Source organism: Bradyrhizobium sp. Pha-3 (genome assembly GCF_042258615.1).
In the GTDB taxonomy this organism is placed as follows: domain Bacteria; phylum Pseudomonadota; class Alphaproteobacteria; order Rhizobiales; family Xanthobacteraceae; genus Bradyrhizobium.
Genome location: NZ_CP170152.1, coordinates 731,915 through 753,199 on the forward strand (window position 1 = coordinate 731,915; position 21,285 = coordinate 753,199).

At 65.8% G+C, this 21,285-nt stretch carries 17 protein-coding genes and 1 pseudogene; 8 read left to right on the plus strand and 10 right to left on the minus strand.

Translation table 11 applies throughout. The features are described 5' to 3' along the window. Positions 1-132: 132 nt before the first annotated feature. From ACE10Z_RS03415 to ACE10Z_RS03435, 5 genes and pseudogenes are all read right to left on the minus strand, one after another. Positions 133-1,458, minus strand: a pseudogene (locus ACE10Z_RS03415) (MATE family efflux transporter). Positions 1,459-1,572: 114 nt separating this feature from the next. Then, on the minus strand, positions 1,573-2,307 hold the full coding sequence (locus ACE10Z_RS03420) for an MBL fold metallo-hydrolase (protein ID WP_375786682.1): 735 nt from the start codon (positions 2,305-2,307) through the stop codon (positions 1,573-1,575). A gap of 22 nt (positions 2,308-2,329) precedes the next feature. Further along, positions 2,330-2,635 carry a DUF6460 domain-containing protein gene (locus tag ACE10Z_RS03425; RefSeq protein ID WP_375786683.1) on the minus strand — a complete coding sequence of 102 codons (306 nt, stop codon included), beginning with the start codon at positions 2,633-2,635 and terminating at the stop codon, positions 2,330-2,332. 96 nt (positions 2,636-2,731) lie between these two features. Further along, on the minus strand, positions 2,732-4,426 hold the full coding sequence (locus tag ACE10Z_RS03430) for a cisplatin damage response ATP-dependent DNA ligase (protein WP_375786684.1): 1,695 nt from the start codon (positions 4,424-4,426) through the stop codon (positions 2,732-2,734). Further along, complete coding sequence (locus tag ACE10Z_RS03435) at positions 4,423-5,502, minus strand: ligase-associated DNA damage response exonuclease (protein WP_375786685.1); 1,080 nt, start codon at positions 5,500-5,502, stop codon at positions 4,423-4,425. Before ACE10Z_RS03435 ends, ACE10Z_RS03430 begins: the two co-directional genes overlap by 4 nt. 133 nt (positions 5,503-5,635) lie before the next feature. On the opposite strand from ACE10Z_RS03435, the gene ACE10Z_RS03440 reads away from it, so the two are divergent. From ACE10Z_RS03440 to pdeM, 5 genes are all read left to right on the plus strand, one after another. Next, positions 5,636-6,562: a class I SAM-dependent DNA methyltransferase gene (locus ACE10Z_RS03440; protein ID WP_375786686.1), complete on the plus strand. Its 927-nt coding sequence runs from the start codon at positions 5,636-5,638 to the stop codon at positions 6,560-6,562. Positions 6,563-6,888: 326 nt separating this feature from the next. After that, positions 6,889-8,115, plus strand: coding sequence for an ABC transporter substrate-binding protein (locus ACE10Z_RS03445; protein ID WP_375786687.1), 1,227 nt, complete (start codon positions 6,889-6,891; stop codon positions 8,113-8,115). A 180-nt stretch (positions 8,116-8,295) separates the two neighbouring features. Next, entirely contained in the window at positions 8,296-9,231 is a 936-nt protein-coding gene (locus ACE10Z_RS03450) for a class I SAM-dependent methyltransferase (RefSeq protein WP_375786688.1), read from the plus strand. A gap of 182 nt (positions 9,232-9,413) precedes the next feature. Next, a complete protein-coding gene (locus tag ACE10Z_RS03455) occupies positions 9,414-12,170 on the plus strand; it encodes a ligase-associated DNA damage response DEXH box helicase (RefSeq protein WP_375790093.1) in 2,757 nt (918 codons plus the stop codon). Positions 12,171-12,234: 64 nt separating this feature from the next. Then, positions 12,235-12,906, plus strand: a complete 672-nt coding sequence (pdeM, locus tag ACE10Z_RS03460) for a ligase-associated DNA damage response endonuclease PdeM (protein ID WP_375786689.1) — start codon at positions 12,235-12,237, stop codon at positions 12,904-12,906. Between the two features lie 191 nt (positions 12,907-13,097). Here the strand turns inward: pdeM and ACE10Z_RS03465 are convergent, their stop codons facing one another. Beyond that, positions 13,098-13,961, minus strand: a complete 864-nt coding sequence (locus ACE10Z_RS03465) for a LysR family transcriptional regulator (RefSeq protein ID WP_375786690.1) — start codon at positions 13,959-13,961, stop codon at positions 13,098-13,100. Positions 13,962-14,059: 98 nt separating this feature from the next. Here ACE10Z_RS03465 and ACE10Z_RS03470 point away from each other — a divergent pair, with 98 nt between their 5' ends. Both ACE10Z_RS03470 and ACE10Z_RS03475 read left to right on the plus strand, forming a co-directional pair. Continuing rightward, positions 14,060-14,998: a DMT family transporter gene (locus ACE10Z_RS03470; protein ID WP_375786691.1), complete on the plus strand. Its 939-nt coding sequence runs from the start codon at positions 14,060-14,062 to the stop codon at positions 14,996-14,998. Positions 14,999-15,137: 139 nt separating this feature from the next. Next, the gene (locus tag ACE10Z_RS03475; protein WP_375786692.1) at positions 15,138-16,472 is read left to right on the plus strand and encodes an NRAMP family divalent metal transporter; all 1,335 of its coding nucleotides are present in this window, start codon (positions 15,138-15,140) and stop codon (positions 16,470-16,472) included. A 20-nt stretch (positions 16,473-16,492) separates the two neighbouring features. On the opposite strand, the gene ACE10Z_RS03480 is transcribed toward ACE10Z_RS03475, so the two are convergent. After that, positions 16,493-16,975, minus strand: a complete 483-nt coding sequence (locus tag ACE10Z_RS03480) for an Lrp/AsnC family transcriptional regulator (protein WP_375786693.1) — start codon at positions 16,973-16,975, stop codon at positions 16,493-16,495. 147 nt (positions 16,976-17,122) lie between these two features. Between ACE10Z_RS03480 and ACE10Z_RS03485 the strand changes: the two genes are divergently transcribed. Beyond that, on the plus strand, positions 17,123-18,433 hold the full coding sequence (locus ACE10Z_RS03485) for an aspartate aminotransferase family protein (RefSeq protein ID WP_375786694.1): 1,311 nt from the start codon (positions 17,123-17,125) through the stop codon (positions 18,431-18,433). Here the strand turns inward: ACE10Z_RS03485 and ACE10Z_RS03490 are convergent. The 3 genes from ACE10Z_RS03490 to ACE10Z_RS03500 form a co-directional block, all read right to left on the minus strand. Further along, positions 18,430-19,212 carry a TIGR02186 family protein gene (locus ACE10Z_RS03490; RefSeq protein ID WP_375786695.1) on the minus strand — a complete coding sequence of 261 codons (783 nt, stop codon included), beginning with the start codon at positions 19,210-19,212 and terminating at the stop codon, positions 18,430-18,432. The two genes, ACE10Z_RS03485 and ACE10Z_RS03490, sit on opposite strands and share 4 nt — an antisense overlap. Beyond that, the gene (locus ACE10Z_RS03495; protein WP_375786696.1) at positions 19,209-20,138 is read right to left on the minus strand and encodes a sulfite exporter TauE/SafE family protein; all 930 of its coding nucleotides are present in this window, start codon (positions 20,136-20,138) and stop codon (positions 19,209-19,211) included. The genes ACE10Z_RS03490 and ACE10Z_RS03495 overlap by 4 nt, the downstream gene beginning before the upstream one ends. Before the next feature lie 267 nt (positions 20,139-20,405). Then, positions 20,406-21,251 (minus strand): hypothetical protein, encoded by an 846-nt coding sequence (locus ACE10Z_RS03500; protein ID WP_375786697.1) that lies wholly within the window; start codon positions 21,249-21,251, stop codon positions 20,406-20,408. Between the last annotated feature and the right edge of the window lie 34 nt (positions 21,252-21,285).

A 21,285-nucleotide genomic window follows, 5' to 3' on the forward strand; every position in this document is an offset into this window, starting at 1 on the left:
GATGCAGTGCAGCGCGCCGCGGTTGCGGCGTGGTGCGCTGCTGGTCCGGGGCCCATGGTTGACATGGGTCCCGGCTCTGCGGCGCGTCACTTCGTGCCGCACCGCGTCCGGGACACGAGGGGCTTAGCCGAGTCAAGTGGCCTTGAACGACTTCCTCAGCAGCGCCGGATAGCGCAGGCCCTGCAGGCCGCCGCGTGCGACGTAGAAGCCGAGCAGCGCGATCCAGAGGCCGGTGTTGCCGAATCCGCTGAGCGCCCACCACGCGGCGAGGAAGATCGCGAGCGAGGCCAGCATCAAATTGCGCATTTCGCGCGCCTAGGTCGCGCCGACATAGATGCCGTCGAAGCCGAAGGCGAACACGCCGGGCAGAGGTGCCAGGATCACGAACACCAGGAACGCGCGCGCATAGCGGCGCACGTCCTCGCTTGTCGTCATCAGGTTGATCAGCGCCGGTCCGAACAGCGCAAACAGCACCGAGACGACCAGCGCGAAGCCTATACCCCACAGCAGCACCAGCCGGGTCGAATCGGCAAAGCCGCGTGCGTCGCGCGCGCCGAAGGCGCGGCCGCAGAGCTGTTGCGCGGCGTTGGCGAGGCCGTCGAGGAAGAAAGCGCTCACCAGCAGGAAATTGTTCAGCACCGAATTCGCAGCCAGCGTGACGTCGCCCTCGCGCGCGCCCTTGGCGGTGAAGAACAGGAACACGACGATCAGCGCCGCAGTGCGGACCATGATGTCGCGGTTGACGGCCAGCATGCGCATCAGCTTGGCGCGGTCGAACAGCGTGGCCGCGGGAACCGCAAAGCCGCCTTGCGAGATCCGCCATGCCACCACGATGCCGGCAGCGAAACCGGTCGTCTCGGCAAGCACGGCGGCGATCGCGGCACCGGCGATGCCGGCGCCGTAGACCTGCACCAGCAGCACGGTTGCCGCCATGTTGATCAGGTTGATCACGATCTGAAGCGCCAGCGCCAGATTGGCGCGCGCCTGCCCGACCAGCCAGCCCAGGATGACATAGTTGGCGAGTGCCAGCGGCGCCGACCAGATCCGGATCATGAAATAGCTCTTGGCCGCGCGCGTGACGCCTTCGCTGCCGCCCATCAGCTGGAATGTGACAGCGGCCAGCGGCACCTGCAACGCGATCAGCGCAGCGCCGATCAGGCCGGCGACGATGAAGCCGCGCACCAGGATCGCGGCATATTCCTGCGGCTCGCCCGCGCCCTGCGCCTGCGCGGTGAAGGCCAGCGTGCTCATGCGCAGGAAGGCGAACAGCCAGAACAGGCAGTCGAAGATCACCGAGGCCATCGCCACGCCGCCGAGCAGCGCGGCATCGTCGAGCCGGCCGATCGCGGTGGTCGAGACGATGCCGATCAGCGGCGTGGTCAGGTTGGCGACCATCGCGGGACCGGCGATGGCGAACACCTGGCGTGTCTTGATCTTCGGGTGGGTGGGTGCGTGCATGGCTACAGTTGCAAGGAATAGGCGTTTCTATCGCGACATTCGTCGCGCGACCATGCTGGAATTGTACTCAGAGCAATGCGGTGGCGGAGGGGCGGCCGACAAGGCATGGCATGGTCAGAACACCACGACCATGCCGTCGCTCGCTGCCGTGTAGGGCAGGTTGTCGGCGCGGCCGAGCATGTCGTCGCTCATATGGGTCAGCACCACGCGCCTGGCGTTGATGGCCGGCAAATGCGCCTCCAGCGCTTTCAGGCTGAGATGGTTCTTGACGATTCTGTCGTAGGTATAGGCCTCAGTGATGAAGAGGTCCGCGTTCTGCGCGGCCGGGATCAGCGCGTCGGTCCACTCGGTGTCGGCGCTGTAGCTGACGACGCGGCCTTCCGCCTCGACGCGATAGGCGAGAAATGGCCCGCCGGATTCGCCATGCACCACCGGGTAGGGCGTCACGCTCACCTCGCCGAAGCTGCGCCGCTCCCGCGGTGCGAGCGTGACGACGGACAGATCGAAGCGTTGCCTGGTTTTGGAGGAATGCTCGAACATCACCTCCATCACCTCGGGCAGTTTCGTCTCGATGCCCTGCGGCCCGGCGATCACCAGCGGCCGGGTGCGGCGGGAGAATTGCGCATCGAGCAGGAAGAAGGGCAGGCCGGCGAAATGGTCGCCGTGGAAATGCGTGATCAGGATCAGGTCGATCGCGTCGCGATCGATCTCGAGCCGCTTCAGCGCCGGCAGCGAGGACGCGCCGCAATCGATCAGGAAATTGGCGCGCGCGCCGGTGACATGGAAGCAGGTGTTGAAGCGGCCACCGGAGCCGAACGCATCGCCGCAGCCGACAAATTGCAATTTCATCGGCTGCGCGTGCTCCTTTGGATCAGCGGCCGCGCGGCGCGCCGAACAGCCGCGACAACAGCCAGATCGGGATCACGATTACGGCGCCGAGCAGGAAGTAGCGCCACGCCCAGTTGATCGCGTCGAACCCGAAATCCCAGAGGCTCTGGAACAGCCGGCGGACGCTGTAGAGAATGTTCCACGGGTCGAGGCCGATCGCGGCGAGCACGACGCCGACCAGGATCGAGAGCAGGATCAGCCGGAACGCCACCGAGAGCGGCGATCCGCCGAGAAAGCGGTACAGGCCGTCACTCTGGCCGGCCGGCAAGTCCCGGATGTTGTCTGGCATTGCTATCTCCCGCGGAATCGCCCGCATTATAGGTCACGGCGCAGCACATGGGAAACCCGCGGACCGCGATCAATGGCTGCCATGCGGCTTGCGGGTTTAACTTCCTGTCATGGAGATTAACATCCGTTCAAGTGTCTCCAGCCGGTCGGCTTCGTCAGGCTTCTTGTCCCAGCGCAGGCGGCTGATCCGGGGAAAGCGCATCGCGACGCCGGATTTGTGACGCGGCGAGCGCTGCAAGCCCTCGAAGGCGACTTCCATCACCAGCCCCTGATCCGGCTCGTGCACGACATGCCGCACCGGACCGAACTTCTCGGTGGTGTTGCGGCGGACGAAGCGATCGATCTGCAACAGCTCCTCATCGGTGAAGCCGAAATAGGCCTTGCCGACCGGCACCAGCTCGTCGCCGGCCTCGCCACGGGTCCAGACCCCGAACGTGTAGTCGGAGTAATAGGACGAGCGCTTGCCGTGGCCGCGTTGGGCATACATCAGCACCGCGTCGATGATGTGCGGATCGCGCTTCCACTTCCACCACGGACCCTTCGGGCGTCCGGGCAGATAGGGCGCGTCGCGCCGCTTCAGCATCACGCCTTCGACCGCGTCGGCATCGTGGGCGGCGCCCGCGCTCTTCGGATCGGCGCGCGCTGCCGCCAGTTCTTCCCAGCTCGCGAACGGGACCGTCGGCGACAGATCGATGCGCGGATCGTTCAGCTTGGCGATGAACGCTTCGAGATGCGCGCGCCGTTCGGTGAAAGGCAGCTCGCGCAAATCGTTCGCGTCATCGCCGAGCAGGTCGTAGGCGCGTAAGTGGATCGGAAATTCCTTGATCAGCTTCGGCGAGACGACTTTGCGGTTCAGCCGTTGCTGCAACACGTTGAAGGTCTGCACGCGGCCCTCGCGCAGCACCAGCAATTCGCCGTCGATCGCGCCTGGCAGATGCAGCGACGGCACGAGGTCGGGGAAGCTGCCGGTGATGTCCTCGCCGGTGCGCGAATAGAGCCGCGCCTGGATGTGGCCGCGCGCGTCGTGGCCGGCGACCGCCTGCACGCGGATGCCATCCCACTTCCATTCTGCGCTGAAATCGGCGGCGTCGAGATTGGCGAAATCGCCATCCTCGATCGCATGCGCCAGCATCACCGGTCGGAACGGCACAGGGTCCAGGTTGACCGGCTTGTCGCCGCGGCCTTCGAGCCAGGCGAACAATTCGAGATAGGGCGGCGACAGGCCGGGCCACATCAGCTCGACCTCGTGCGGGTCCTTCTCGCCGAGAGTGGCTGCTGCGGTCTTCGCGAGCCGCGCCGAGATTCCGATCCGCATCGCGCCGGTGACGAGTTTCAGCAGTGCCCAGCGCCCGGTCTCGTCGAGCTCGTCCAGCCAGCGCGCCAGCTGCGCCGGCAGCTCGGCCTTGCCGAGTGTGCGCAGCGTGGTGACGACGTCGGTGAGGGCGGGAGGCGGCGGGTTGTTGTGGCGGGTACTGGGCGGCGGGCCTTCTTCACCTCTCCCGCTTGCGGGGGAGGGAGAAGATTTCGGCCACATCAGTGCGACGGTTTCGGAGAGATCGCCGACGTAATCATAGGAGTAGCCAAACAGCACCGGGTCGGTGCGTTCGGTGATCAGGTCGCGGATCAGGCCCGGCTTGGCGTGCTTGAACGACAGCGCGCCGGTCAGCGCCGCCAGCGCGTAGCCGCGGTCGGGATCCTCGGTCTCGCGGAAATAGGCGACCAGCAGCTTGATCTTGTTGTTGCGGCCCGGCTCGTAGGCGAGCCGGTCGAGCAGCTCGGCAAAGCGGTTCATGGCTTCTTGGTCTCGCCGACGGGCTTGCCTTCGCCGGCGGGCTCCGCCTCGCCGGTGACTGCCGCCGTCTCGCCCTCGTCCTCGTCGCCATAGCCGACCAGATCGAGCGGCCGTGCGGCAAGGCCCTTGCTCTTGCACCAATGCACCAGCGCGTCTTCCTGGCCGTGGGTGACCCAGATCTCGCCCGCGCCGGTCGCGGCGATCGTCGCCGTCAGCCCGTCCCAGTCGGCATGATCCGAGATCACCAGCGGCAGCTCGACGCCGCCCTGCCGCGCCCGGGCGCGGACGCGCATCCAGCCCGACGCAAAAGCCGTAACCGGATCGGGGAAGCGCCGCGTCCAGACATCGGAGGTCGCGCTCGGCGGCGCCAGCGTGATGGTGCCGGCAAGCTCGGCCTTCTTCATGCCGCGCGCCAGCCTGAGCTCGCCGAGCGGAATGCCGCGCTCCTGATAATAATAGGTGATCTTTTCCATCGCGCCGTGCAGATAGATCGGCGCGTCGTAGCCGGCCTCGCGCAGCAGCGCGATGACGCGCTGCGCCTTGCCGAGCGAATAGGCGCCGACCAGGTGCGCGCGCTCCGGAAACAGTTTTACGGACGCCAGCAGTTTCTTTACTTCATCGGCGGCATCGCCATGGCGAAATACCGGCAGGCCAAAGGTCGCCTCCGTGATGAAGACGTGGCAAGGGACGAGCTCGAACGGCGCGCAGGTCGGGTCGCGCGCGTCCTTGTAGTCGCCGGAGGCGACGATGCGGGTATCCTTGCAGGTGACCGATATCTGGGCGGAGCCCAACACGTGGCCGGCGGGATGAAACGTCACCGTGACGTCACCGAGACTGATCTCTTCGCCGTAGGCGATCGCCTGCGTCGAGCCTGCGAAATTCTCGCCGTAGCGCAGCCGCATCATGTCGAGCGTTTCTTGGGTGGCGAGAACCGCGCCGTGGCCCGGCCGCGCATGGTCGGAATGGCCATGCGTGATCAGTGCCCGCTCGACCGGCCTGACAGGATCGACGTGGAAGCCGCCGGGCTTGCAGCAAAGCCCGGCCGGGACGGGCATCAGGATGTCTTGCGGGCGCATTGTCCCTATATAGGCGATCGATCCGCGATGTTTAGCGGTCACGCGCAGGCTTGACCCGTGCCTCCATCTTCGGAAAGAGTCCGTGCTTTGATGGATGGCCGGACCCCGGCCCAGATGGTTCCTTAGAAAGCGAATGGCCCCCCGCCTGTTTCTGTCCTCCGGCGACCTCGTTGCCGACCGCCGCTACGAGTTCGCGCGCGACCTGCAATTGAAGGGCGATCTGGCGGCTGCCGCCGAGCTGCTCGAACAGGCGATCGAGCTGGTGCCGAAATTCCCGTCGGCCTGGTACACGCTGGGTAAGATCCGCCTCGAGCTCGGCCAGCGCGACACCGCGATCGCAGCCTTCCGCGCCGCGCGCGACGCCGATCCCGAAGACCGCCATGGCGCCGGCCTGCATCTCATGCAGCTCGGCGTCGAGGCCGTCGGCGCGATGCCGCCAGGCTATGTGCAGACGTTGTTCGATCAATATGCGCCGCGCTTCGAGGCCGCGCTGGTCGGCGATCTCGGCTATCGCGGCCCGGCGCTGCTGTTCAAGGCGGTGCTGTCGGTGCGCGCGTCTGCGAGGAAGCCTGCGTTCTTCAAGCGCGCGATCGATCTCGGCTGCGGCACCGGCCTCGCGGCCGCTGCATTCGCGCAGCACGTCGATCGCTTCATCGGCATCGACCTGTCGCCGCGCATGATCGACAAGTCGCGCGCCACCGGGCTCTATGCCGAGCTCGAGGTCGACGACATGCTGAAGGGCATTTCGGGCAAGCCGGACGCCAGCGCCGAATTGATCCTCGCGGCCGATGCGATGGTCTATGTCGCCGATCTCGCGCCCGTGCTCACTGAAGCCGCGCGCGTGCTGGTCGGGGACGGCGTGCTCGCCTTCACGACCGAGACCCATGACGGCGATGGCGTCATCCTCGGCGAAGGGCTGCGTTACGCCCACAGCGCAGCCTACGTGCGTGCCTCCGTCGCGGCCGCGGGGCTGACGCTGGCTCTGCTCGACGATCTCTCGGCTCGCAATGAGGACAACATCCCGGCGCCCGGGCTCGTCGCCGTCGCCGTCAAGCCGTGACGTGCTCACCCTCCCCTGGAGGGGGAGGGTCGGTTCGCATGAAGCGTAGCGAAATGCGAAGCGGGGTGGGGTGATCTCTCAACACGGGCAGCGTTGTTCGCGGAAAGACCCTCACCCCACCCCGCCTCACATCTCGCTACGCTCAATGTGAGTCGACCCTCCCCCTCCAGGGGAGGGTGAAGCCACGATCCTGCGCACCCCGATCCCAACTTGAGTCTACACGCTACGCATTTGCCGTGACGCGGCATTGCGCCGCAAAGCTGTGACTTCGCGCTTGCTCGGCGCTGGACGGAATGCGAGAGCTTTTCGCCTCAGGGAGAGAACCAATGAAAAAACATACGCGGCGCGAGTTCGGCGCCACCGCATTGTCCGTGATTGCAGCGTCCGTGCTGCCTGCGCCGTTCGTCCGGGCCGCCGACAAGAAGTACGATCCGGGTGCTGGTGACACCGAGATCAAGCTCGGCCAGACCGTGCCGCATTCCGGACCCGGCTCGCTCTATGGTGTGCTCGGCCGCGTCGGCGAAGCCTATTTCCAGATGCTGAACGACAAGGGCGGCATCAACGGCCGCAAGGTGAAATTCCTCACCATGGACGACGCCTACAGCGCGCCGAAATGCGTCGAGGCGACGCGCCGGCTGGTCGAGCAGGAGGAGGTGCTGGCGCTCTATGGCTCGCTCGGCACCGCGCCGCAGACCGCCGTGCACAAATACCTCAATTCCAAGGGCGTTCCCCAACTGCTGTTGAACACCGGCGCCTCGAAGTGGAACGACCCGAAGAATTTCAAATGGACCATGGCGGGCCTGCCGCTCTATCCGACCGAAGCCCGCATCCTGGCCAAGCACGTCGTCAGCGTGAAGCCGAACGCCAAGATCGGCATCCTCTACCAGAACGACGATTTCGGCCGCGACTTCCTCGGTCCGTTCAAGAAGGTGCTGGCCGATGCCGGCGGCAAGGCACAGGTGATCATGGAGCAGACCTACGATCTCACCGATCCGACGGTCGATTCCCAGCTCATCAATCTGTCGAAGTCGGGCGCCGACGTGTTCTACAACATCACCACCGGCAAGGCGACGTCGCAGTCGATCCGCAAGGTGGCGGAGCTCGGCTGGAAGCCGTTGCAGCTGCTGTCGGCGGGCTCGACCGGCCGCTCGATCCTGAGCGCTGCGGGCCTCGAGAACGCCAAGGACATCGTCGCGATCCGCTACAACAAGGAAGTCGGCGTGCCCCGCTACGAGAAGGATCCGGACGTCGTCGCGTTCGAGGAGCTGCGCAAGAAGTACCTGCCGAACATCGACCCTGATAACACCATCGCCTTCGCCGGCTACGGCCAGGCGGCGACGATGGGCGAAATCCTGCGCCGCTGCGGCGACGATCTGACCCGGGCCAACGTGCTGAAGCACGCCGCCACGCTGGCCGGCTTCCATTCGCCCTATTTCCTCGACGGCATCAATTACAGCTATACGCCCGACGACTACACGCCGATGAAGACGCTCTATGTCTCGATCTTCAACGGCAAGGATTGGGACCTCTCCGGCGAGCCGATGACGGAGTAGGGCGGGCGATCAAGAACCGATTTTTCCTCCATCTCTCTCCGCCTGTCGCGGCGAGAGGCAGAGGCCGTCTTCAGGCTGCCACGCTTCAGGCCAATCTCATCGCCGTCCGTGCCAATTCCTGATACGCTGCCGCCAGCACTCAGGTCCGAAGCGACAGGCGTAAGGTCCAGGAGAGAATCGATGAGGGAAGCGGCCAGCCGCACGGCCATGGCGACGTCGCTTATGAGGGCGCTGCATTCGCGATCCGACGCGTCTCCTCTGTTGCACGACCCTTGGGGCGATCGCCTCATTCCCAAGTCCGAACGCGACAGAATGAGCCAGCGGATTTTGGCTCGCATGAATTCGGAGGCCCGCGCCGGCGCCTTGCCGACGCCGGATTCGATCCTGGATGAATTTCTGCGAACCAATGCCGCCTACCCCGGAGTAGTGATCCGCTCCCGCTACGCCGAGGATGCGCTGAGGCAGGCAGCGGACAGGGGCGTGCGCCAATATGTCCTGATCGGTGCGGGCTTCGACAGCTTCGCGCTTCGCCGCCCGGCCTTTTCCGATGCTCTCGACATCTTCGAAATCGACCACCCGGCGACGCAGCTGATGAAGATTGAGCGCATCAAGGAATGCGGCGTTTCGCTTCCGGAGTCGGTGCACTTCATCGCGGCCGACCTCGCTAAGGAGGATCTCGCAACCGCCCTGACCCGCTCCTCGTTTCAGCGGAACGAGGCGGCATTCTTCTCGTTGCTCGGCGTTACGGTGTATCTGACGCGGGAAGCCAATTTAGCCACCCTGCGTGCTGTGGCGACCTGCGGCTCAGAGGGAAGCGAGCTTGTCTTCACCTATGTCGATCAAATCGAATTTGCCCCGGGTGGGTCGCGGTCGCATCACAATCAAAATGCCCAGGCGGTCGCGACGATGGGCGAACCTTATGTGTCGGGATTCGATCCCAGGGAGATTGCGAAGGATTTGGCGGACGTCGGCTTCGAGCTGGTCGAAGACTTGGATGGAAACGCAATGTCCGAGCGCTACTCAGGAACGAGCGCGAATGTCCTGCAACCGCCTGCTAGCCTGCACATCGTGCGGGCGCGCGTGCGGCCGAGACCGTGCTTCGGCGCAGGCGGTTGAGGGCGTGAATCTCATATTCGGGATCGATGGCACCGTTTTTGCGTCTCTTCGTTACGCCCAGTCGCAGGCAATCTCGGAACTGCCCGTTGAAGGCGTTGGTCCGGACGTGGTTCAGGCACGGCCTCGCATTCCCGGACGGTCCTACCCTCGACGAAACCGCTTGAACCGCTTACCTCTTGGGCGTGTCGACGCTCGATCTCTTTTCCGTCCCGCCGTCGGAAACGGCCGATCTCTTGCCGCGCCGGTTTCGCGACTGGTTTGCCTCACGCGGCTGGTCGCCGCGTGAGCATCAACTCGCGCTGCTGGCGAAGGCGCGCGAGCAGCGTTCGGCGCTGCTGATCGCCCCGACCGGAGCGGGCAAGACGCTGGCGGGGTTCCTGCCGACGCTGGTGGAGCTGAGCGGGGAGAGCGGCGAGAGAGCCGGAAAACTTGTGTCGCATACTCGATTGCCACCTCCCCCCGTGCGGGAGAGGGCTGCGCCGCTTGCTCCGAGCGATACGGCTTACCCCTCTCCCCAATCTCGAGAGCGAGCCTTGCTCGCCTCGGACCCCGCAAGGGGGGAGGGAGCCCTGCCAGCGAGCGCTGCGGAACCAAGAAAGACTCTGACCTCAACCGGCCGCGGCGTCCGCCGCAGCGGCGGGCTGCACACGCTCTACATCTCGCCGCTCAAGGCGCTCGCGGTCGACATCGCGCGCAATCTGGAGACGCCGGTTGCCGAGATGGGGCTGCCGATCAGGATCGAGACCCGCACCGGCGACACGCCGGTGTCGCGACGGCAGCGGCAGCGGCGCTATCCGCCGGATATTCTGCTCACCACGCCGGAACAGCTGGCGCTGCTGCTGGCATCGGACGACGCGCCCTATCTGTTCTCGTCGCTGAAGCGCATCGTGCTCGACGAGCTGCATGCGCTGGTCACCTCCAAGCGCGGCGATCTGCTGTCGCTCGGTCTCGCGCGGCTCTGGACCATCGCACCGCTGGCGCGCGCCATCGGCCTCTCGGCGACGGTGGCCGAGCCGGAACAACTCGCGCGTTTCCTGGTGCAGCAGTCGGGCGGCGAGAGCGTATCCGCCGACGTCGTCATCGCCGGCGGCGCCGCGCCGCCGGTGGTCGAGATGCTCGATACGCGCGAACGGCTGCCGTGGTCGGGCCACAGCGCGCGCCATGCGCTGCCCGAGGTCTATGAGCTGATCAAGCACAACAAGACCACGCTGGTGTTCGTCAACACCCGCAGCCAGGCCGAGATGCTGTTCCAGGATCTCTGGCGCATGAACGACGACGGGCTCGCGATCGCGCTGCATCATGGCTCGCTCGATGTCGCGCAGCGCCGCAAGGTCGAGGACGCGATGGCCGCCGGCCGGCTGCGCGGCGTGGTCTGCACCTCCTCGCTCGATCTCGGCGTCGACTGGGGTGATGTCGACCTCGTCATCAATATCGGCGCGCCCAAAGGCTCGTCGCGGCTGATGCAGCGGATCGGCCGCGCCAACCACCGCTTCGACGAGGCCTCGCGCGCCGTGCTGGTGCCGGCCAACCGCTTCGAGGTGCTGGAATGCCGTGTTGCGATCGACGCCATCGCCGAGAATGCGCAGGACACGCCGCCCCTGCGCACGGGCGCGCTCGACGTGCTGGCCCAGCACGTGCTCGGCTGCGCCTGCGGCAAGCCGTTCCTGTCCGACGAGCTCTACGATGAGGTCAGGACCGCGGCACCCTATGCGTCGCTGTCGCGAACCGATTTCGACGACGTCGTCGACTTCGTCGCGACCGGCGGCTACGCGCTGAAAACCTACGAACGCTTCGCGCGCATCAAGCAGGACAAGCAGGGCCGCTGGCGCGTCGCCAATCCCAAGGTGCGGCAGAGCTACCGCCTCAATGTCGGGACCATCGTCGAGGAGACCATGCTGAAGGTGCGGCTGGTGCGCTCGCGTGCCGGTGGGCAAGGAAAAAGTGGCGGATCGACCGGTGCAATCGCCCGCGGCGGCCGGATGCTGGGCGAGATCGAGGAGGTCTTCATCGAGGGCCTCGTGCCCGGCGACACTTTTGTCTTTGGCGGTGAGGTGGTGCGCTACGAGGCCTTGGTCGAAGACCAGGTCTATGTTTCCCGCGCCAATGATAAGGATGCAAAAGTGCCGTCCTATATGGGCGGCAAGTTTCCGCTGTCGACCTATCTCGCCGAGCGCGTCCGCAAGCTGCTCGACAACAGCCGGGCCTGGAGCGGATTGCCGGACCAGGTGCACGACTGGCTGTCGCTGCAGCGAAAATTCTCGCGGGTGCCTGCGGTGCGCGAGCTGCTGGTCGAGACTTTTCCGCGCGGTGGTAGCCATTATCTGGTCTGCTATCCGTTCGAGGGTCGGCTGGCGCATCAGACGCTCGGCATGCTGCTGACGCGCCGGCTGGAGCGCGCCCGCGCCCGTCCGCTCGGCTTCGTCGCCAATGAATATGCGCTCGCGGTCTGGGGCGTCGGCGATCTCTCCTTCATGATCCGGCACGGCAAGCTCGATCTCAACGCGCTGTTCGACCCTGATATGCTCGGCGACGACCTCGAAGCGTGGCTTGCAGAGTCTGCGCTGATGAAGCGCACCTTCCGCAACTGCGCCATCATCTCGGGGTTGATCGCGCGCCGCTTCACCGACGAGGAGAAGTCGCGCCGCCAGGTGCTGTTCTCGACCGATTTGATCTACGACGTGCTGCGCAAGCACCAGGCCGATCATGTGCTGCTGCGCGCCGCGCGCGGCGATGCCGCCACGGGATTGCTCGATCTCCGCCGCCTCAGCGACATGCTTTCGCGCATCCAGGGCCGAATCACCCACAAGGATCTCGACCACGTTTCTCCGCTTGCCGTGCCCGCGCTGCTGGAAATCGGCCGCGAGTCAGTTTATGGCGAAGCATCCGACGAGCTTCTGGCCGAGGCGGCCGAGGAACTCGTGCGGGAGGCTATGACATAACGCTGGTATCGTTGGGGAACAGGACGTGACGGCAAGCGCGCTAGCTTTGCGAGATGGTGACGACATGCGCGTTTCGAGGGTCACGGTCGCGGATGTCGGCTTCGTGGCGGATTTTTCCGGCGCGCTGTTCTGGGAAGAACGGAGCCTGCTCGTGGTCTCCGACCTGCATCTGGAAAAGGGCTCGAGCTTCGCTGCCCGCGGCGTGCTGCTGCCGCCTTACGACACGGTGGCGACGCTGAGCCGGCTTGCCGCCGTGATCGCGCGGCACGATCCGCGGCAGGTGATCGCGCTCGGCGACAGCTTTCACGACCGCGATGCGCATGCGCGGCTGTCGGAGCCGGATCGCGAGGCGCTCGCGGCGCTGCAAGTGCGGCGCAATTGGATCTGGATCTCGGGCAACCACGATCCGGCGCTGCCGCCCAGTCTCGGCGGCGTGGTCGCGACCGAGGTCGCGATCGGCCCGATCGTGTTCCGCCATGAGCCGACTGGCGCTGCCGGCGAGATCGCCGGGCACCTCCACCCCAAGGCGCGGGTGCCGACCCGCGGCCGCTCGATCGAGCGCCGTTGCTTTGCCTCCGACGGCGAGCGCGCGGTGATGCCGGCCTTCGGCGCCTATACCGGGGGCCTCAGCATCCGCGACGCCGCGTTCGCGCGGATTTTCGGATCGCCGGGATTCATGGCCCACGTGCTCGGCGACAACCGCGTCCACGCGTTCGTGGCGTCGCGGTGTTATTGACGGTCGTGACCAGTCCACTCCAGCTTGCCATCATTCTCGGTGTCGTCCCGGGCAAGCGAAGCGCGACCCGGGACCTATAACCACCGATCATCGTTGTTGCGCGACGATGGGGCCACAGCCGGCTTCAGCAACACAGCCCTGTGGTCCCTGCTTTCGCAGGGACGACAGGGGAGTAGCGGCGCGGTCTCTGCCTACGCCGCCTTCGCCTGTACGCTCTCGCAATACTCCGCCAGCCGATCCGCCAGCCGCAGCGTTGCGGGGCTGGCTTCGGGGGTGGCGACAAGGGCGACTTCGGTCCGCTCGATCGGCGCAAAGCCGTCTTTTGCCGTCAGCACGCGATGTTCGGCCTGGATCGACATCTCCGACAGGATGCTGAGTCCGAGGCCCGCGGCGACCGCGGCCTGGATGCCGGCGAGGCTTGATGAGGTGTAGGCCATGTGCCAGTTGCGGCCCGCGCGCTCCAGCGCATGGATGGCATGGGCGCGATAGAGGCAGCCCGAGCCGAAGCCGATCAGCGGCACCGAGCCGATCGCCGTGTCGCGTGGATGGCTCTTGCTGGTGACCCAGTGCACACGTTCCGGCCACACCGCGATGCCGCCCTTCTCGCTGGCTGCGCGCTTGATCAGCGCGAGATCGAGATCGCCGCGTTCCAGATCGCGATACAGGAACAGGCTCTGGCCCGAGCGCACGTCGAGCCGCAGATTCGGATGGCTCCGCGCGAAGGTCGCGAGCAATCTCGTCAACCGATAGGCGGCAAAATCCTCGGTGATGCCGATCCGGATCGCGCCTTCGCTGCCGGGGCGCGAGAGCACGTCGCGGGCCTCTTCCGCGAGTGACAGCAGTCGCCGCGCATAGGTGAGCAGCCTTTCGCCGGCCTCCGTCGGGGTGACGTCCTTGCCGCTGCGGATCAAGAGCGGCTGGCCGACATCCTCCTCCAGGCGCTTGATCTGCTGGCTCACCGTCGATTGCGTGCGGTGGACGCGCTCTCCGGCGCGGGTGAAGCCGCCGGCATCGACCACCGAGACGAAACTGCGCAGCAGCTCTAGGTCGAGCATCGCAGCCTCCATTCATAAATCCACTGCATGTCAGTCTATCATTTAATTTCCAAATGACAAGGTGTGGGCCTAGATCATGGGGCGAAGGAGAAACTGCCATGTCCTCTGCAAGCTCGCCCGCCGCAACCTCGATGTCCGTCCCCCGCACCGGCTTCAACACCCTGCCGCTGCTGATCGCCCTGTTCTGCCTGCTCTGGAGCTACGCCTTCGTCGCCGGCAAGATCGGCGTCACCGATTGCCCGCCGCTGATCCTGCTCGCCGCGCGATTTTCGCTCGCGGGGGTCCTGATCCTCGGCATCTCCTGGCTGCGTCGGGATCAATGGGATCTCACCTGGCGCGATGCGGCGGTGTTCGCCGTGCTCGGCGTCGCCAACAACGCGCTCTATCTCGGGCTCGGCTACACCGGCCTGAAGACGGTCTCCGCCGGCCTCGGCGCGCTGATCGTCTCCGCCAATCCGGTCTTCACCGCCATGCTGGCGGCGATGTTCCTTGGCGAGACCATGACCTTGCGCAAGGTGGTTGGTCTCGTGCTCGGCATCGTCGGCGTCGCCTTCATCGTCTGGCATCGCATGAAGGTCGGCACCGATAGCCCGCACGGCATCCTGTTCACATTGGCTTCGCTCGCCTCGATCGTCGCCGGCACCGTCCTGTTCAAGCTGCTGGCGCCGAAGGGCAGCCTTTGGATCGGCAACGGCATCCAGAACATCGCCGGCGGCCTTGCGGTGATGCCGTTCGCCTTCACGCTCTCCAGCGTCGGTGACATCGTGCCGAGCATGCGGCTCGCCGGTGCCTTCGCCTTCCTCGTGCTCGGCGGTTCGATCCTCGCCTATCTGCTCTGGTTTCACCTCCTGAAAGTGTGTGGCGCGACCGCCGCGAGCGCCTATCACTTCCTGATGCCGCCGCTCGGTATGCTGTTCGCCTATCTCGTGCTCGGCGAGCATGTCGAATTTCGCGACCTGCTCGGGATCGTTCCGGTCGCGCTCGGCATTTACCTGGTGACCCGCCCCACAGCGCCGGCCAAGGTGAGAGCCGCATGAGCGTGCCAGCGCTGACGGCAGCCATGAGGCCGCCGTCAGCGAATTGCCCGCCCCGCGTCGCGACCGTGAGCGTGACGCGGGTTTCACTTTAGGAACCCTGCCGGTATCCGCGCCGTTGTAGCGACGGTCGGATCAGGACATGACACGGCAGAGGAAGATCTCGCGAGAGCAGGACAAGTCCCGCAGCCCGTCGGCCGACAAGCCGCGGCGCGAGCCGTTCAGCTTCAACCGCGTTGTGAAGTCGCTCGGCCCCGGTCTGATCACCGGCGCCTCCGACGACGACCCGTCGGGCATCGGCACCTACAGCCAGGCCGGCGCGCAACTCGGCTACGGCATCGGCTGGACCATGCTGCTGACCTTCCCGCTGATGACCGCGATCCAGGAGATCTCGGCGCGGGTCGGCCGTGTCACCGGGCACGGCATATCGGGCAATGTCTGCCGGCATTATCCGGGCTGGCTGCTGATCATCGTGGTGACGCTGCTGTTCATCGCCAACACCGTCAACATTGCCGCCGACCTCTCGGCCATGGCGGACGCGACCAAGCTCCTGATCGGCGGTCCGGCCATCCTCTATGTCGTGCTGTTCGGCGTGACCTCGGTCGCTGCCCAGATATTCATGAACTACCGGCGCTACGTCGCCGTCCTGAAATGGCTGACGCTCAGCCTGTTCGCCTATGTCGCGGCGCTGGCCTTTGCCAAGGTGTCGTGGATGCAGGCGCTCGCTGGCGTGCTCGTTCCGCGCCTGACCTGGAGCTCCGATTATTTCACCACCATCGTGGCGATCTTCGGCACCACCATCTCGCCCTATCTGTTCTTCTGGCAGGCCTCGCAGGAGGCGGAGGAGCAGCGGGTCGACGTCACCAAGCATCCGTTGATCGAGAAGCATTACGGCGTACGGAAGGAGTTTTCCCGCATTCGTGCCGACACCATCACCGGCATGGCGTTCTCCAACCTGATCGCGCTGTCGATCATCGTCACCGCCGCCGCATCCCTGCATGCTGCCGGCAAGACCGATATCCAGACCTCGGCGCAGGCCGCCGAAGCGTTGCGTCCGATTGCCGGGCCGTTTGCCGAGGTGATCTTCGCGCTCGGCATCGTCGGCACGGGCCTCTTGGCGATCCCGGTGCTCGCGGGCGCGACCGCCTATGCGGTCGGCGAGGGCCGGCGATGGCCGGTCGGGCTGGCGCGCAAGCCGAAGGAGGCGATTGCGTTCTATTCGGTGCTGGCGCTGTCGGGCGGCATCGGCATCGCGCTGAATTTCACCCCAATCGATCCGATCTCGGCGCTGTACTGGAGCGCGGTCGTCAACGGCGTGCTTGCCGTTCCCGTGATGGTGCTGCTGATGGTCATGGCCCGCCACAAGGAAGTCATGGGTCGCTTCGTGGTCGGCGGGTGGCTCTACTGGCTCGGCTGGCTCTCGACCGGCGCGATGGCGCTCAGCGTGATCGCGATGGGGGTCGGGGTGCTTGTTTGATTCTTGTTTGATCCTTGCGGTCAGAACAGCGAGCTATCGATCTTTGTCGTCGATTTGACCTTCCGCAGGATGATGGTCGTGCGGTAGCTGGCGATATCGGTGTCCGGATGCATGAGGCGGTCGAGGATGAACGATTGATAGCTTGCGAGATCGGAGGACACGACCCGTAGCGAATAATCCCAATCGCCGGCGATCATGCAGCATTCGGCCACCTCGGGAAGGCCGGTCACCTTCTTCTCGAAGCGCGCGAAGGATTCCCTGTTCTGCTGCTTGAGGCGGACCTCGACGATCACGTCGAAGCCGAGGCCAACTCGCGCAGCGTCCACCAGCGCCACATAGGAATTGATGATGCCGGTCTCCTCCAGGGTCCGGACGCGTCGCATGCAGGGGGCAGACGAGAGGCCGATCCGTTCGGCCAGCTCGAGATTGGTGATGCGTCCCTCGACCTGCAGCACGTCGAGGATCTTCCGGTCCATCTCGTCGATCACGATCGTGGTTCCCATTTCTTTCGCATTTGTCATCTTTTGCGCAATTGATCGCAGAAGAATGGGCAAGATGCATCTCAAATCGCAAAGTCATTGCTACGCGGCGCGTATAAGATGCGCTGCATGGGTCTCTCATCGCGGCGACCGAGCAGCAAGGGAACGGGCATGGCCGGAAATGACGACCAATCCTTTTGGGATCGCGCGCGGCGTCACCTGATCCGCTATGGCGGGACGTTCGCTCCCGTCATCATCGAGCGCGCGTCCGGATCCTTCGTCTATGACGCCGACGGCCGCGCCATCCTGGATTTCACGTCCGGGCAGATGAGCGCCGTGCTTGGCCACGGCCATCCGGAGATCGTCAAGACCATCGGTGAGCATGCCGAACGGCTCGACCATCTGTTCAGCGGCATGCTGACGCGTCCGGTCGTCGCGCTCGCCGAACAGCTCGCGGACCTGCTGCCGCCAGGGCTCGATCGCGTCATGCTGCTGAGCACGGGTGGTGAGTCGAACGAGGCTGCCATCAAGATGGCCAAGCTCGCCACCGGCGGCTTCGAGACCGTTGCGTTCGCGCAGTCCTGGCACGGCATGACATCGGGCGCGGCCGGGACGACCTATTCGGCCGGCCGCAAGGGCTATGGTCCGGCGCCGGTCGGCTCGCTCGCGATCCCGACGCCGAACCTCTATCGGCCCCGCTTCGGCAATGCGGCGGATTGGCGAGCCGAGCTGGCCTACGCCTTCGATCTTATCGACCGCCAATCGACCGGCTCGCTCGCCTGCATGATCGCCGAGCCGATCCTGAGCTCCGGCGGCCTGATCGATCTGCCGGAAGGCTATCTCGCCGAGCTCAAGGAGCTGTGCCGCGCGCGGGGCATGCTGCTGATCGTCGACGAGGCGCAGACGGGGCTCGGCAGGACCGGCGCCATGTTCGCTTTTGAGCGTGACGGCGTCGTGCCTGACATCCTGACCCTGTCGAAGACGCTCGGTGCCGGGCTGCCTCTGGCTGCGGTCGTCACGTCAGCCGAGATCGAGGAGCGGTGTCACGAGCGCGGCTTCCTGTTCTATACGACGCATGTGTCGGATCCGATGCCGGCCGCGGTCGGGCTGAAGGTGATCGAGATCATCCTTCGCGACAGATTGGTCGAGCGCGCCAGGATCGCGGGCGCGCGGCTGAGGGACGGGCTCCTCGCCCTTCAGAACCGGTTCGAATGCATCGGTGACGTCCGCGGCAGGGGGCTGATGCAGGGCATCGAGATCGTGCGCGACCGCTTCAGCAAGGAGCCGGACGAAGCGCTCGGATCGCGTGTGTCGCAGCGCTGCCTGGAGCTCGGGCTGAGCACCAACATCGTGCAATTGCCCGGCATGGGCAGCGTCTTCCGGATCGCTCCGCCGCTGACGATCAGCGACGACGAGGTCGATCTCGGCCTCTCGATCCTGAGCGACGCCTTTGGAAGCGCGCTGCAACGGAAGGGTGGCTAATCCTTGCGGAACACGATCGAGGCCATCCAGCCGGTCATCAGCGCCATGAATGCGGTGACGAGGCCGTAGACCAGGCCGTTCTGCCGAGCGGTGGTGGCGACGAACTGCTCGAAGCCGATCTTGACGATCTCGAACGCGCTATCGGTCTTGGTCACCAGCGCGCCGTCGGAAAACAGCTTGATCTCGACATTGTAGGTGCCGATCGGCACCTCCGCCGGCAGCGGAATGCCGGTGCGGAACAGGGTCGGCGTCAGGAACGTCACCGCCGAGGTCGCCTCGCGGTACAGCCCGTGTTCGGAGCGCAGCCGGACGAAGGCGCTGCGGAACGGATCGTTCGGCACCACGTCGGCAAAGTCGGGCCCGACCCGCTGCATCAGCAGCACGTTGTTGAGCCCGAGCTGCTGCCGCCGCTGCACCTCCGGCGAGGCGATCTGCTCGAACGGGCGATTGGAGAACAGTGCGAGATAGCCCGGCACCTGCAGGAACTGCCGCGAGTCGGTGTTGATCCAGATCCCGAATTTGCGCTCCTTGCGCCGCGTCACCATGTCGGCGCGTGGGCCGGACACCGTGACGACGAGATCGTAATTGCCGCGATTGGACGGCGTCTTGTCGTCCTTCTCGACCGAGCCGAACAGCACGAGCTCGCCGCCGGAATAGTTCGGCGTCACGGTGACGCGGTGGTTGGAGACCGACACGATCAGCCGCTCGGCACGCGCCGGTGCCGCCGCCAGGCTGGCGGCGACGAGGCCCACGATCGCAAGCCCCGCGCGCAGCCTCATGGCGGGGCTCCGCCGGTTTCGCGGATGCTGAACAGGTCCTGCGGCCGGATCACCAGCTCGACCGCAAAACGAATGCCGACCGCAAGCACGAGCAGGCCGAGCAAGAGGCGCAGATGCTCGCCGCGGATCTTCTGGCCGGCGCGGGCGCCGAACTGCGCGCCGGTGACGCCGCCGATCATCAGGATCAGCGCCAGCACGGCGTCGACCAGGTGGTTGGTCACCGCGTGCAGCAGGGTCGCGAACACCATGGTGACGAGGGTGAGCACCATCGAGGTGCCGATCACGGTCGAGGTCGGCACCCGCAGCACATAGATCATCAGCGGCACCAGGATGAAGCCGCCACCGATGCCCATCACCGCGCCGATGAAGCCGATCACGAGCCCGACCACGACCACCGGGATGACCGAGAGGTAGATCTTGGAGCGCTTGAAGCGCAGCTTCAGCGGCAGGCCGTGGATCCAGCCATGGCTGCCGGGTTTGCGCAGCGTGACCGGGCCGCCGCGCCGGGAACGCAGCATCGCGCGCAGGCCTTCCCAAAACATCAGCCCGCCGACCGTGGTCAGCAGGATGACGTAGGACAGCGCGATCATCAGGTCGAGCTGGCCGAGCGAGCGCAAGAAGGTGAAGGTCCACACCCCGAGCGCGGTGCCGATCGTGCCGCCGACCAGCAGCACCGCCGCCAGCAGTGGGTCGATCGCGCGCCGGCGCCAATAGGAGATCGCGCCGGAGAAAGAGGAGGCCGCGATGTGGCTCGCAACCGAGGCAACCGCGACCGCGGGCGCGATGCCGACGAAGATCAGCAGCGGCGTCATCAGGAAACCGCCGCCGATCCCGAACATGCCGGAGACAAATCCAACCGCCGCACCCATCGCCAGGATGAGGAAGACATTGACCGGAATGTCGGCGATCGGGAGGTAGAGCTGCACGCGCGTCGCTTCTTGTCGGTTCGCCACGTGCTGGGGCGCAAGGCCGCATCACGGCGTGATGTCGTTCTGGTCGGGCATTCTCCGGCTGAACGAATCCGGTCGGCGCGCAGGAAGCAGGCGAACGCGGGTCGATTGCCGCCGTCTTGCATAACCGAAATCGGCGAGGGGAGGGACTAAAGATTCCGCCCCAGGTGGCATTTTTCGCCGCACCTGGCCGCTCGGCTTCGGACGTGGTTGATAATTCAGATTAATGACACCGGTGGCGCCTCAGGGCCGATCGACCGGCCTGGTGATCAGGTTCAGCGCGAGTGCTTCCTTCGGGCTCAGCCAGCGGATATCCGAGGTCTGCGACATCGCTTCCACGATCCCGGAGGAGACCCCCATCTTGGTCATGTAGCCGAGCACCATGCCCTGGATGCGTTGCGCCTCGGCGAGGGGATCGCTGACCGGTGCGCTGGTCGTGAAGCGATGCACGCCGAGCCGCGAGCCCGCGATGCCATAGCGGGTCTGGCCGCCGGCATAGACCAGGACACAGGCGCTGGCGCAGGCAGAAGGGCGGAGCTTGCCGGATGCGTCTGCGGTGGCGACGGCGGTGACGAGGCCATGTGTGCGGATGACCTCGCCCATGATCGCCGCCTGGTTCAGCGCACCACCCTGCGACGACAGCAGTACGGCATCACCAGGTGCGAGACGCGCCTCGCTGAGCCGGTCGCGGAACCAGCTCGCGCTGGCCGAGCCGATCTTGCCGCTGATCGCAAGCGCACGCCGGCCGCGGCCCGACCCGTCGATGTCGACATCTGAAATCACCGCCGAATTCATGCTCGCCGCGATATAGGTCTCGCGCCAGAAGTCCCAGGCGCCCGGCCTCGACAGGTCGCGATAGGCCTGAATGGCGACGCTCGACGACAGCAGTACGAAGATGATGACGGACCAGAGCGAGAACCGGAAGGTGCGGGGCGGCGATGCCGCGTTTCCTTGCGGGGGCGGAGGAGAAGGCGGAGGCTTGGGAGGCGCGGCAAACGGCGACGGCCTCTCGCGCGGCGGCGCGACGCGGGGACCGGTCGGCGACGAACGATGGCCCGTTCCATCATCCTGACGATCGTCGACAGACAAGCCTGCCCTCCGGAACGCGTGCGCCATTGGCGCT

Excerpts from the sequence above, each read along its gene's own strand:
- ACE10Z_RS03485 (WP_375786694.1), top strand. The coding sequence starts at position 17,123 with ATGGCCGGAAATGACGACCAATCCTTTTGGGATCGCGCGCGGCGTCAC.
- ACE10Z_RS03445 (WP_375786687.1), top strand. The coding sequence starts at position 6,889 with ATGAAAAAACATACGCGGCGCGAGTTCGGCGCCACCGCATTGTCCGTG.
- ACE10Z_RS03420 (WP_375786682.1), bottom strand. The coding sequence starts at position 2,307 with ATGAAATTGCAATTTGTCGGCTGCGGCGATGCGTTCGGCTCCGGTGGC.
- ACE10Z_RS03440 (WP_375786686.1), top strand. The coding sequence starts at position 5,636 with ATGGCCCCCCGCCTGTTTCTGTCCTCCGGCGACCTCGTTGCCGACCGC.
- ACE10Z_RS03425 (WP_375786683.1), bottom strand. The coding sequence starts at position 2,635 with ATGCCAGACAACATCCGGGACTTGCCGGCCGGCCAGAGTGACGGCCTG.
- ACE10Z_RS03480 (WP_375786693.1), bottom strand. The coding sequence starts at position 16,975 with ATGGGAACCACGATCGTGATCGACGAGATGGACCGGAAGATCCTCGAC.
- pdeM (WP_375786689.1), top strand. The coding sequence starts at position 12,235 with ATGCGCGTTTCGAGGGTCACGGTCGCGGATGTCGGCTTCGTGGCGGAT.
- ACE10Z_RS03465 (WP_375786690.1), bottom strand. The coding sequence starts at position 13,961 with ATGCTCGACCTAGAGCTGCTGCGCAGTTTCGTCTCGGTGGTCGATGCC.
- ACE10Z_RS03435 (WP_375786685.1), bottom strand. The coding sequence starts at position 5,502 with ATGCGCCCGCAAGACATCCTGATGCCCGTCCCGGCCGGGCTTTGCTGC.
- ACE10Z_RS03450 (WP_375786688.1), top strand. The coding sequence starts at position 8,296 with ATGAGGGAAGCGGCCAGCCGCACGGCCATGGCGACGTCGCTTATGAGG.
- ACE10Z_RS03475 (WP_375786692.1), top strand. The coding sequence starts at position 15,138 with ATGACACGGCAGAGGAAGATCTCGCGAGAGCAGGACAAGTCCCGCAGC.
- ACE10Z_RS03490 (WP_375786695.1), bottom strand. The coding sequence starts at position 19,212 with ATGAGGCTGCGCGCGGGGCTTGCGATCGTGGGCCTCGTCGCCGCCAGC.
- ACE10Z_RS03430 (WP_375786684.1), bottom strand. The coding sequence starts at position 4,426 with ATGAACCGCTTTGCCGAGCTGCTCGACCGGCTCGCCTACGAGCCGGGC.
- ACE10Z_RS03470 (WP_375786691.1), top strand. The coding sequence starts at position 14,060 with ATGTCCTCTGCAAGCTCGCCCGCCGCAACCTCGATGTCCGTCCCCCGC.